Origin of the sequence: Runella salmonicolor, from assembly GCF_024158025.1 — a bacterium.
Taxonomy (GTDB): domain Bacteria; phylum Bacteroidota; class Bacteroidia; order Cytophagales; family Spirosomataceae; genus Runella; species Runella salmonicolor.
The window spans coordinates 305,071-318,423 of sequence record NZ_JAMZEL010000005.1 but is presented as its reverse complement, the minus strand read 5'-3'; the positions used below and the strand labels follow the sequence as shown (position 1 = coordinate 318,423).

Below are 13,353 nucleotides of genomic sequence, written 5' to 3'. Positions count from 1 at the left end.
TGCTAGAATCTCTCTATCGTTTTTTGGTCATTTTTGCCGAATCCCAATCATTTCAGCAGTAATTCGGGCCGATATTCGAAGTGCATGGTGTCGTAGTGGTACCATTTGCCACCCCAGATAAAGCCGTGTTTTTCAAAGATTTCAACAACTTGGGCGGCGATAAGGTTGCGGTATTTGAGCTGGATGGCTTCATCCTTGCAGCGGCAGTCCCATTGCCAATAATGCGAAAGATTTAAGTTAATATCAATAGCGGTGCCGTAGCTGTGCATACTAAGCCGGTTGGTGCCGCTGATGACCCGCCACGAAAATGTTCCAGCAGGATTGTTGACGTATTTTAGTAATTCAGGATGTTTTTCCAGTTCATCAGAAACGGCCTGAAAATGCTTATCAATTTCGTTCACTTTTGTTACTAATAACTTCTTTTTTAGGGTTTTGGGAAGCCAGATAATCTCCGTTAAGTTTTTGCGGACTTCGGCCTCCGTGTGTCCGTACATCTTTCGAAAAAAAGGCTCGTAACGAAAACGACCGGGGTCTTGATTGATGGTAGGCGGATTTTGAACGCGATTTAAAGGATATTTTTGGGCTAATTGGTCTTCTAAATCAGCGTTTTGGAGGAGTTGAGCAAACGTTTTTTTTTGCCCATCATCAAAGGGCATGGCTGTTGAGTCTTTCCAAATAAGTTGATTTTTGGTGAATCTAACAATGTGGTCAGGATAAGCTTTGAGGTATTCAGATTGAGCATAGGCCGTCGAACAAACCAAAAACGCAAATAACGAAAGCGCTTGAGAATGCAGATTTTTACGGACCAAAAATGGACTAATTACCCGCAAAACGACGGAGGTCAGCAGGCTCGAAAGTCCACTCAGGAGTAGTAATTGTTTCATTTTTAAGTTCATACCAAGGACTGAGCGAGTTATTTTGGGGATTGACCAATAACTGAATTTCTTGGGCAGGCATGTAGCTTTGGGCCAACAGATACACTTTTTGCCCCGTTGCGGGATTTTCGGCCATATCTACCACAATGACGGCATGGCCAAATGGAATTCCTTTCTGAATAAAAACATCGCCGATTTGCATTTTTGACATCGCAACGGGCTCTAATTCACCGTGCAAAGAACGGGTATTGGCCGATATGAAAATGTATTCCATGTATTTCCAGAATTTCGGGTAAGCGTAATCCCCTTTTGCGTAATTCTTAAAAAAGCGGGGCTTACCGTCGGCCACAAAATTAAAATGAATCTCTTCGAAACGACGTTGGGCGTACAGGTATTCTGCCCGTAGGCGCATCACAGCGTCGGCGCATTGGTGCAGGTCTTTTTTGCCGATGCCTAAATCTACGACGGAGACGTATACGTTGGGCGTATTTTTGGTTCGGCCGTCAAAATACAACACGTTGCTGTTCCAAGGTTTTAGTGGCAGGCGCCTGAGGTAGTATGCAAAGGAGTTGGAGTCTGTAGCCTTGCGTTCAAAACCAACGGGCGGAGCAAAACGCGTCGAAATGATCGTCGCCGATTTGTCTATTTTTACCTGCGCAACCGTGTTTAAAACCGCAAAAAGGATTGGGATAAAAAGGATTTTTGACATTTATTGTCTGACTTTTAAGGTGTTTTAAGCCCTTTCAGGGCGGCCACGCATTAATCCCGCCATGTAGCCCTTAAGATAAACGCTACGATGGGCGAGGGGTCTTTCAAGCTGTGCGGATGGTGCTTTACGCCAGGTTTGTGAATAACTGTGATGTTGCCACCGAGGGCTTTTACGCGTTGCTCAAACAATGTGGTATTTTCTTCAATGGGTACCACCTCATCGGCATCGCCACAGACATGAAGCATCGGATAGCCTCCTTTTACGATTTTTTCCACGTTGTCGAGTGGGCTTCCTTTAAACTGTGCCGCTTCTTCTTCCGTTTGTAAATTATAATCTTGTTTGAATACCTCCCAGTCTTTCGCGCTCCCCGGGCCTCGGCCTTTACCGCCTGGCCAACTTTTTAGGTCGAGAACGGGCGCATCGGCATAGACGCAAGATACTTTTTCGGGATTGGCGATGGCCCAATTGTAGGCATACACCCCGCCGCGGCTGAACCCTTCAAGAGCAACTTTGGATGAAAGCCCCGCTTTATGCAAGAAAGCGTAAAATTGATTCCAGATTTCAACGGCGTGGGCGTTGCCGTAGAGCTCCGCTACGTCGCAATACACTACGTGAAATCCGCGAGCCAACAGCGCACTGTCGGCCTGCGGCTCATGCCCCCAAAAACGTGCCCGCCACACCCAAGGGGCATTTCTTGCCACTTTGACTGGCTTCACAACTTTGGCTTGGCGGCCGATAAAGATAAACGAAGCACAAGGAAATCCGCTAAACGTACTGAGTTGTTTTTCGGGGGGCAAGGACTGAAAAATATCCATTTCGGCGGCGGGTTGCCCATAGGACAATTGAAGTATAAAAAGCAGAAGACCGCCAAAAATCAGCGTAATTTTAGAAAGCATCATGAAGAAAAAGGTCAAAAGGTTTTTCTATGAAAGTAAAAACGAATCAAAATCTATTTCCTTTTGAGAAAGCGCTTATTCTTTGGTAACATTGCTTTTTGAATTGAATGAAACGACCTTCTTACCTTCTTCCGCTGGTGGTGGTGGCGCAGTTTGCGGGCACATCGCTGTGGTTTGCGGTCAATGCCGTCATGCAAACATTACAGGCATTTCACCCCCAAACGTCGGCTTTTATGCCCACCATGACCACCGCCGTTCAGTTGGGGTTTGTGTTGGGTACTCTTTTTTATTCTTATTTCTCCATTGCCGACCGTTTTTCTCCCGTGCGAGTCTTTATGATTTCGGCAGGGCTGGCGGCTTCTTGTAATCTGACAGTCTTAGTCAGTTATCAGTCGCTCGAAGGGCTGTTTATGGCGCGGTTGGGTGTTGGATTCTTTCTGGCGGGTGTCTATCCCGTGGGCATGAAAATTTGCAGTGATTGGTACGAAACGGGATTAGGAAAAGCCTTGGGCTATTTGGTGGGTGCGTTGGTGTTAGGAACGGCCTTCCCGTATATTCTTAAATCATTTTCGCTCAGCCTGCCTTGGCAATATGTCATTATAGTTACCTCAGGCCTAGCCGTTTTGGGAGGAATTGTGATTTGGCTGTTTGTAAAAAATGGCCCGTTTAGGCGCGTAGCTGGAGGTTTTAATCCCGCCGTTTTGCGAGATGTGTTTAAGGATAAGGCTTTTCGACGTTCGGCTTTCGGTTATTTCGGGCACATGTTTGAGCTTTATACTTTTTGGGCTTTCGTTCCGGTCATCATTACTTCTTATAATCAGCTTGCTCACCAGAATCTGCCTGTTCCGCTGTGTGCTTTTGGTATCATTGCTTCGGGGGCGTTGGGGTGCGTTCTGACGGGTGAGCTTTCGCGGTGTTGGGGAAGTCACCGAACGGCTTGGTTTTCGCTGCTGATTTCGTGTATTTGCTGTGGGCTGTGCGTTTTTCTTCCAGTCTATTCTGTGGTCTTTTTTCTGGTATTTATGTTTATCTGGGGCGTCAGTGTGGTGGGAGACTCGCCGCAGTTTTCGACCTTGGTTTCACAAAATGCCCCCTCAAATTATCGGGCTACGGCGCTGACGTTGGTTACTTCGATTGGGTTCTTTATTACCATTCCGAGCCTGTATTTGACCCAATGGCTTTTTAATGCTTATGGGCACTTTGCGCTGGTCGTATTGGGCTTGGGAGGAGTTGTTGGGTTGGCAGCTTCACGACGAATATAAGTGGTTTCACCAACGCTGGTTTCCTAAAGACCCGCCTTGTTGCAGGTTTTCTTTTTTCATTCTTCCTTTTCTAACATTAAAAGCAGTAATTTTGCGGCTTCATTTTTTATCAGTGATGTAATCAGTTGTTAATTAACCGCTTTTGCTGCACTAACGATTTGTTCGTCAGGATAATTAATTCATTCCCCACGATAAATAATCAACAGTGCCGAAGCACTCAATTCAATGAAAAAAATCCAATCGGCTTTACTTTCGGTCTATTACAAAGACGGTCTCGAACCTATTGTCCAACTTCTCCACCAAAATGGCGTTAAGCTATACTCAACGGGTGGTACGCAAACTTTTATCGAAAACATGGGTATTCCCGTGACGGCGGTGGAAGACCTTACGGGCTATCCTTCCATTTTTGGAGGGCGTGTCAAAACCCTTCACCCTGCGGTTTTTGGTGGTATTCTGTACCGTCGCCAAGATGCAGGCGATGTAGCGCAGGCGGCGCAATTCAATATTCCTGCCATTGATTTGGTGGTGGTGGATTTGTACCCGTTTGAAGAAACCGTGGCGTCGGGAGCGAGTGAAGAAGACATCATCGAAAAAATTGACATTGGAGGAATCTCGTTGATTCGGGCGGGTGCCAAAAACTTTCAAGATTCACTCATCGTATCGTCACGCACGCAATACGCGGATGTGTTGAGCATTTTGACCGAGAAAAATTGCGGCACTGAACTTTCAGACCGCCGTCGTTATGCGCAAGAGGCTTTTGCCACCACGAGCCATTACGACACGGCCATCAATCAGTGGTTTTTGGGGAAATCGACGCAGGATATTTACTCATTTACCGAGTTGCCGCAAAATTCATTGCGCTACGGAGAAAACCCGCATCAAGCGGCCACTTTTTACGGAGATTTAGAGGCAATGTTTGATAAACTTCATGGTAAAGAGTTGTCTTACAACAACTTGGTAGATGTAGATGCGTGCGTGGCATTGATTGATGAATTTGGTACTGAACCTACCTTCGCCATCATCAAACATACCAATGCCTGCGGCGTGGCCACCGCAGCTACTGCCAAAGAAGCCTACGCAACGGCCTTGGCCTGCGATCCAGTTTCTGCCTTTGGGGGAGTGATTATTACCAACGCTACCGTTGACGTGGCCACGGCCGAAGAATTGAATAAATTGTTTATGGAAATATTGATTGCTCCCGCCTATGAGCCTGAGGCATTGGCGTTGTTGCAATCGAAGAAAAACCGCATTTTACTTCAGCGTAAAAATGTGGAATTGCCCGCTAAGATGTTTAAAACCATCTTGAACGGAGTGCTTGAGCAAGACAAAGATTTGGTAGTAGAAACGGCTTCACAATTTAAAACCGTAACCGTCAAAGCACCGACCGAATCAGAAGTCCGGGCGTTGGAGTTTGCGTTGAAAGTGTGCAAGCACACCAAATCCAATACGATTGTGTTGGCCACCGAAAACCGCCTGATTGCCAGCGGAACGGGCCAGACCTCGCGCGTGGATGCGTTGCGTCAGGCCATCGACAAGGCCTTGGCTTTTGGGTTTGAACTGAAAGGCTCGGTGATGGCATCTGATGCGTTCTTTCCTTTTGCCGATTGTGTGGAGATTGCCCGTTTGGCGGGTATAACAGCCGTTGTGCAACCTGGAGGCTCCATTCGTGACCAAGACTCTATCAACTATTGCGATGCAAATGACATGGCGATGGTAACCACGGGCGTACGGCACTTTAAGCACTAGTATTTAAAAAAATCAGATTGACAAAAGAGATTATCTCAAAAGGGTAGTCTCTTTTTGTTTCTATTCAAGCTTTTCTTACAAACCCGTTAGTTGTACAAATCTGCCTTTTTTGGCTAAAAATTGCGTTTATCTCGTGCCTGTTTCTATCTTTACCTCACATTCTTAAAAATAGTTGAACGCTCAGAGACGATTGGCAAGGTTTTAGCCGTTAAGGATTTGAGTACCCAGACCGCTGAAGAATCGTGGGAATTATCAGAAAACAGCTCTACCTTATCTCTACCAAATCATACTTTATCATCGGGCTCATGGCAGCTCTGTGGTTAGTTGCGTACGTGGGGGTTGCTCAACAACCGACCAACCGACGCCCCGTGGTTCAGGATACCAGTCGAAACGACCGTCAAAGTCGGCGGCTGCTCTATTCTCGTTGGAACGACCGCATCGGCAATCGTTTCATTTATACACCGCCCCGTTCCACTTTCTTTCTGAAAGAGCCCAAAGGGCTTTCCAATGAATTTCGGTTGGATACCACCCGCCGTATTTCGGTTTATGAGCGCATTGGCGATGCTAAATTGCCGACCCTCAATTACCGCGACCCGCTGAGTATGAGTTACGAAGATTTCCAGAAATTGCAGGACAAGCGGGTCTTCAACTACCTCTGGCGCGATTATTCCTCTAAACAGGATGGCAAAGGCGCGCTCGGTGCGCGTGGCTTGTTGCCCAAATTGGACTTGCCTCCGGGCCTTGACCGTATTTTTGGCAGCAATCTTGTCGACTTTAAGCCCAATGGTTTTGTACTGTTGGATTTTGGCGTGTTGCATCAAAATATTGACAATCCGCAAGTGCCTATCCGTCAGCGGAAATCGACGAACTTCCTGTTTAATGAGCAAATCAACATTAACTTTAACGGCAAGATTGGCGATAAACTCGGAATGTTGACCAACTTTGATACTAAGTCGAGTTTCAATTTTGAGAATCAGTTCAAACTGGATTATCGTCCAGGAAATCTTCCCACCAACTCCGCCAATCTTCCGAATGCTTCCAATCTTCCCAATGCAGCAGGTTTAGGTCAAAACGGAGTGCAAGGCTTGGGTCAAAATGGTGGTGCAGGTCAAAATCCGTTCGGTGGTTTGGGGGCAGGGCCGCAGAATTATATTCCCGAAAATGAAAGCATTATTCAGGGAATTCAGGCGGGAAATATCAACTGGCAAATTCCTTCGCAGTTGATTCCGGGCGTACAAAATTTATTCGGAGCCAAGGTTGATTTACGTTTCGGGCGTTTGACTACAACGGTGGTGGCTTCACAGCAACGGTCTAAACAACAGTGTATTACGTTGCGAGGAGGGGTGCAAAATCGTCCGTTTGAAATACGAGCCGATGCTTATGACGAAAATCGCCACTTCTTTCTGTCGTACTTCTTCCGCAATAATTATGAACGCTGGTTGGGCAATATCCCGCTGGTCATGTCGGGGGTGACCATTACCCGTCTGGAAGTGTACGTAACAAACCGCACCAACAATACCGAAACCCTGCGAAACTTTGTCGCTTTTTCTGATTTGGGAGAATCGGCCCCCGTCAATAGCGCTAATCCAAATCTGGCGCCGATTGTGGCCAATCAGCCCGTCAACAACAAAAGCAACGGCCTGTATCAAAAAGTAACCAATGACCCCGAACTTCGCGAAGCAGATAAAACAAGTTTTGCGCTCGACAGCCGCTACAACCTCCGTCGGGGCGATGATTATGACCTTCTACGCGGTGCGCGAAAACTGAACGAACGCGAATATAAATTTCAGGCCGAACTGGGCTATATTTCACTATTAACGCCACTTCGTAACGATGAGATATTGGCCGTGGCCTATGAATACACCCTTAACGGACAAAAATATAAAGTAGGGGAACTCACCGAAGATTATCAAGCCCGCCGCGACGACGAAGTGCTGGTGTTGAAGTTATTGAAATCATCAACGATTCGTAACAATACGAGCCATCCGATGTGGAATTTGATGATGAAGAACATTTACTCATTGAATACCACGCAGGTAGGAAAGCAAAATTTTCAGATGCGGGTTATCTATAAAGATGACCTAACTGGTATTGATAACCCTAACTTGCAGGAAGGGCCGATTGCCAACGTGCCATTGTTGCGCGTGATGGGATTGGATAAGTTGAACCCGCTCAATGACCCCGTTTTGGATAATTCAGGGAAAGCCATTGGTGATGGTAACTTTGACTTCGTAGACAATGTCACGATTGACAGTCGTTTTGGTCGTATTATTTTTCCCGTTTTGGAGCCTTTCGGTTCAAATCTGGTGAAGCAGTTCAACAGTGATCCCGTCTTAGCCAACAAATACGTCTTTAATGAACTGTATCGTACTACCCAAATCGACGCCCAGCAGGTAACCGAGAAAAATAAATTCTTTCTGAAAGGGTCTTTTCAAGGCTCGTCGGGTGGGGCGTCAATTCCATTACCGTTTGGCGTATCGGAAAAATCAGTAACAGTACGTGCGGGTGGTGTTCAGCTCCAGCCAGGGATTGATTATGCCGTGGAAGGTCAATCGGGCTCGGTGCGGTTGATTAATGAAAGTGTGCTGAACTCAGGTCGTGATATTGAAATTTGTTATGAACAACCAGACTTGTTTCAAAACCAAATTCGTCGGTTGTTAGGTACGCGCCTCAACTACGTCGTTAACCGCGATATGCAGATTGGGCTTACCGCCATGAATATGCGCGAAACGCCGCCGGGCTTTTTGACCCGCGCCGCGTTGGGCAACGACCCCGTCAACAACAGCATCATTGGGGCCGACCTTACTTTTCGGAAAGAGTCTCGTTTTCTGACAAAATTGTTGGACAAACTGCCTCTTTTGCAGACCAAAGAGATATCGGCTATTCAGTTTCAGGGTGAAGTCGCGCAGTCTTTTGCGGGCTTGCACCCACAGGTTAGAAACCGCATCATGATTGATGATTTTGAAGCGGCTCGTACGCAGTTTGACCTAACTCGCCAACCGACGCGCTGGCGTTTGGGGGGCACTCCGCAGCAATTCCCGCAAGGCACTCCGACCAATCCGCTGGAATATGCCTACAACCGCGCCAAAATATCGGCCTATACCATTGATATCACGTTTTCGCCCCAAGCACAAGTGGGGTTGAGCGTGCGCCCAAACATTACGACCCAAGACTTTAATAATTTCTACGAGCGGCTTTTTACCCCGCAAGATATTTTTAAAGGACGCGGGCAGTACTTGGTCAATTTGCCCGAAAATATTCTGGACATTGCGTATTTCCCGCGTGAACGGGGAATGTATAATTTTAATACCGACCTTGACCCCGACGGAAGGCTCAAAAATCCACGAAAAAACTTTGGTGCCATTACGCGGGCCATTGGGTCAGACGTTGATTTTGACAATGCCAACGTCGAAATCATGGAGTTTTGGTTGATGGATCCCTTTAAAGAAGGCCCCAACGGGGTGGTTCGTGATGGGGTGACCAATACCAATAACACGACGGGTGGGAAATTGTACTTTAACTTGGGTGAGGTTTCGGAAGACGTCGTTAAAAACGGACGGTACGATTTCGAGAACGGCTTGCCTTTGGACGAAAAAAGAACCTCTACTACGGGCCCCCTTCCTGCTAACGTGGCGCAATCGGCGTGGGGCTATTCGACCCGGCAGCAGTATATTATCAATGCGTTTACCAACGAGGCAGGCGCTCGGCCCAAGCAGGACGTAGGATTGGATGGCTTGAGCAATGAAGAAGAGCGGACTTTCTTCCAAAATTACATTCAGAACCTTCCGCCTACGCTCAAAACAGAAGCCCGTAATCAAATCCTGACCGACCCGTCGGGGGATGACTTTGAGTTTTATTTCAGCGCCAAAGCCGACAGCGCCAACAAGAAAATTGTTGAGCGTTATAAAAATTACATGGGGGTAGAAAACAATACGCCAGAGTTTCAGAGCAACAATGAGATTACTGCCGCAGCCACGAATTTACCCGATATTGAAGACCTCAATACCGACAATACCATCAATGACCAAGAGGCTTATTATGAATACGAAGTAGACCTGAAGCCTGGGCAGTTGGATGTAGGAAAGCCGTATATTGTGGATAAAGTAAGTGCCCCCAACGGTGCTGGTGAAGAAGTGAATTGGTACTTGTTCCGTATCCCTGTGCGGGAGTTTACGCGCAAAGTCGGAAACATCAACGGGTTTAAATCCATTCGTTTTGTGCGGATGTACATGACCGATTGGGAACAGCCGGTGGTTTTGCGTTTTGCGCAGTTGCAAATGGTTGCCACGCAATATCGTAAGTACACGGGCGACCTCAACGCCCGCGGTTTGCAGGAAGTACCCGAGCCGTACGACGCGCAATTTAAAATTGCTACCGTCAGTGTGGAAGAAAACAGCGCTCCCGTAACCACGGGCGGACAGGGACAAGGGCGCAATATTTACACTGTACCTCCAGGATGGCAGCGCGATGTGGACTATACCACCCCCAACCAACGCCCGTTGAACGAGCAATCTATGAGCCTCTGCGTGACCAACTTGCGGGATGGGGACTCAAGAGCGGCTTTTAAGAATGTAACGAGCCAAAACTTACTTTTCCGTGAACGCCTGAAGATGTTTGTACACATGCAAAATGACCAAAATGAAAATGGTCAGGTGTCGGCATTTATGCGTTTGGGAACGGACGTTTCGGAACATTACTACGAAATTGAGGTGACTAATTTGCAGGCCACGCCGCCCAATGAAGCAGACCCTGAGCGAGTTTGGCCCCAACAAAACGAAATTGATATTGAAATACCTTGGCTGATAGAGGCCAAAGCCGAGCGTGACCGTCAGGCAAGTGGGACGATTTCGGCTCCTTATACGGTCACCAAGACAGATGCCCTTGGGCGAGTGTATCGGATTACTGTGGTGGGCCGGCCCGATTTGAGCAACGTGATGATTATCATGATTGGGTTGCGAAACCCACGCACGCCCGACCAACAACCCAAAAGCTTTTGTATTTGGGTCAACGAAATGCACGTGCAGGGTTTTGATAATCAGTCGGGAACGGCGGCGATTGCGCGGGCGGATATTAAACTTGCCGATTTAGGTACGGTACAAGTGGCAGGGAAATACACCACGTTTGGTTTTGGTGGGGTTCAACAAAAACTAACTGACCGCTCTCGCGACAATTCGCGCGAGTTTAGCCTTTCGGCGGCGCTGGCGCTGGATAAATTTTTGCCTGAAAAATGGGGCTTTAAAATTCCGTTGTATGTCAACTACGACCTGCGCGACGTAAAACCGCATTTCAATCCTTACGATCCTGATACACCTTTGGCGATGTCGTTGGCAAACTACGCCGAAAATGACCCACGACGGACGCAACTCGAAAATGCCTCTACCGAAAAAGCCGAGCGGCGCGGATTTAACTTTTCTAATGTACGTAAAACCAAACTAGGCCCCAACGCCAAGCGGCATTTCTGGGACTTTGAGAATCTATCGTTTACGTATGCCTACAACGAACAAACCCGACGAACCAGTACCATTGCTGACTACGCCCAACGGCAGTATCGTGGCGGCATTGTGTATCAATACGGCTTTCCGCAGCGTTCGTGGGAGCCTTTCCGTACAGTGAAGAGTTTTGAGCGGCCTTATTTGGAACTACTGAAAGATTTCAATCTTTCATTGCTCCCTACCCAAGTAGCCATCAGATTTGACGCCGACCGGAGTTTTATCCGCACCCTGTACCGTAGTGCCGACCTGACGGATGCCAATCAGGCACCTTTGTTTGAAAAATATTTCCTATTCAACCGTGGCTATGATTTGTCATGGAACTTGACCAAAAATGTGGTGCTGAGCTACAGCGCTTTGGCCAATGCCGTGATTGATGAGCCCGAAGGGGATATTAATACGGAGGCTAAGCAGGATGTCGTCTGGCGTAATTTTAGAAATCTGGGAAGAATGAAAAATTTTGACCAGAAAATACGACTGACCTACCGGTTGCCGTTGGAAAAAATTCCGTTGTTGGATTGGATGACGGCTGATTACAACCATAACATTATGTATCAGTTTTCGCCGATTACATCGTATTCTTCCTCGGGGCCGTCCTTTTCGTCAGGCTCACCGGGTATGTCGATGTTTGGTGGAAATAATAGCTATGGAGCAGGCAACACTGGCGGCTATGGCTATGGCGCAAACCAAAATCTGGCGTTTCAGGCGGGCGGTTATCGCTTGACCGATTCTGAAAATTTTCTTTTGGGAAATATCCTTCGTAACGGTAGAGAGCAAGGAATTCGGGGAAAGGTCGATTTTGTTAAATTGTACAATAAACTTCGTTATCTGCGCTTTGCCAATAATCCGTCACCACCGCGTAAAAACTTTGCCCGTAGCCCAGGAGACGACGAAGACATTAGCCGTGAGCCTAGTAAAGTGCTTAAAAACCTAACCCGTCTGCTGATGACCGTGCGTGGCATAGACGTGGATTATACTCGAATGCTTACCACCACCCTTCCTGGGTTTTTACCTTCTAGTACAGGTTTTTGGGGGTTAGACGGCACCCGTCCTAGTTCATTAACAAGATTTATCTTGGGCAGTCAAAGCACCCAAGTACTTTACGATGCGGCGGCGAAAGGCGATTTGACACAAAGCACCATGCTGAACGTGCCTTTTGTACAGACCGACAATCGGACATTCAGAATAAATACCCGTTTGGAGCCGTTTAAAGATTTCAGAATTCAGATCAGCGCCCAACTTACGCGCGGTGATGAATACCGCATGTTTTACCGAGTGGTTGACTCCACCAATCGCAACAGTTACCAAATTCAAAGCCCAGTCAGAACTGGAAACTTTCAGATGTCATTCATGTCGTTCCGAACGGCTTTTGCTAAAATCAATGACGACAACAGTTCCCCGATTTTTGAGCAATTTAAGGCTTACCGTGAAGATTTTGTCCAAATCCTTACCGAAAAACAACGTTCTAATCCTGAATACAAAGGGGGAGAATATAATCAAAACTCACAGGACGTGCTGATTGCGGCCTTTTTTGCCGCTTACAACGGACGTGACCCTAAGAAAGACCCAGCCAAAGCCCGCACCAATCCCTTTTTGGGTTTTCCGCTGCCCAATTGGCGAGTCGATTACAACGGACTTGCCCAGTTGCCCGGGTTTAAGAAAATTTTCAGTTCGTTTACCTTAGAGCACAGTTACCAATCTACGTACAGTGTAGGGAGTTTTACTTCTTCTTTAGATTACAATGATTTGTATACCAAATACTTGACCCTCGACAATCGGGATTACCAACTTGCGTTATTGTCGGGCGAAAATGGGAGTGCCCTTCCTATTTTTGTAATGAGCACTATTTCGTTGTCAGAGAAATTTGCTCCTTTGATTGCCATTCGAGCGCGGACGCAAAACAAGATTGATATGCGTTTTGCTTATAACCAAGACCGGAATATTTCACTCAACCTGTCAAATTCGCAGGTGGCAGAATTATTTAACCGCGACGTAACCATCACGTTGGGCCTGACCCGAAATAATGTGCGGATTCCGTTCCGAATCAATGGGGAGTTCAAAAAATTGAAGAACGATTTGCAGTTTCAGTGCAACTTTACCATTCGCGACACGCGCGCCATACAGCGGCGTTTTGACGAGCCGCCCACGGCGATTGCGGGTAATTATAACTTCCAATTGCGTCCGCAACTTAATTATACCGTCAGTAAATTGTGGAGTTTGCAGCTTTATTTTGACCGTACGTTCAACAATCCGTACGTACTTAACTCTTTCAGAAGGGCTACCACCGCAGGAGGAATCCAGGTGCGGTTTAACGTAGCAGAGTTGTAAGTTTTACCTCACCCCAGCCCTCTCCTTAAACAAGGAGAGGGCTGCTAA

Annotated in this window: 6 protein-coding genes; 3 read left to right on the top strand and 3 right to left on the bottom strand. The window is 47.1% G+C overall.

Translation table 11 applies throughout. The annotated features are described in order from the left end of the window. Positions 1–47: 47 nt before the first annotated feature. Genes NCI00_RS14745 through NCI00_RS14735 form a run of 3 tightly spaced genes read right to left on the bottom strand, consistent with a single transcriptional unit; the run spans position 48 to position 2,483 of the window. Positions 48–884 (bottom strand): M15 family metallopeptidase, encoded by an 837-nt coding sequence (locus NCI00_RS14745; protein ID WP_253528756.1) that lies wholly within the window; start codon positions 882–884, stop codon positions 48–50. Next, positions 817–1,584 carry a DUF4846 domain-containing protein gene (locus tag NCI00_RS14740; protein WP_253528753.1) on the bottom strand — a complete coding sequence of 256 codons (768 nt, stop codon included), beginning with the start codon at positions 1,582–1,584 and terminating at the stop codon, positions 817–819. Before NCI00_RS14740 ends, NCI00_RS14745 begins: the two co-directional genes overlap by 68 nt. A gap of 50 nt (positions 1,585–1,634) precedes the next feature. Then, a complete protein-coding gene (locus NCI00_RS14735; RefSeq protein WP_253528750.1) occupies positions 1,635–2,483 on the bottom strand; it encodes an alpha/beta hydrolase family protein in 849 nt (282 codons plus the stop codon). Positions 2,484–2,587: 104 nt separating this feature from the next. On the opposite strand from NCI00_RS14735, the gene NCI00_RS14730 reads away from it, so the two are divergent. From NCI00_RS14730 to sov, 3 genes are all read left to right on the top strand, one after another. Then, positions 2,588–3,742, top strand: a complete 1,155-nt coding sequence (locus NCI00_RS14730) for an MFS transporter (RefSeq protein ID WP_253528748.1) — start codon at positions 2,588–2,590, stop codon at positions 3,740–3,742. A 225-nt stretch (positions 3,743–3,967) separates the two neighbouring features. After that, positions 3,968–5,488, top strand: coding sequence for a bifunctional phosphoribosylaminoimidazolecarboxamide formyltransferase/IMP cyclohydrolase (purH, locus tag NCI00_RS14725; protein ID WP_253528746.1), 1,521 nt, complete (start codon positions 3,968–3,970; stop codon positions 5,486–5,488). 242 nt (positions 5,489–5,730) lie between these two features. Next, positions 5,731–13,305, top strand: a complete 7,575-nt coding sequence (gene sov / locus NCI00_RS14720; RefSeq protein WP_253528744.1) for a T9SS outer membrane translocon Sov/SprA — start codon at positions 5,731–5,733, stop codon at positions 13,303–13,305. Positions 13,306–13,353: the final 48 nt, after the last annotated feature.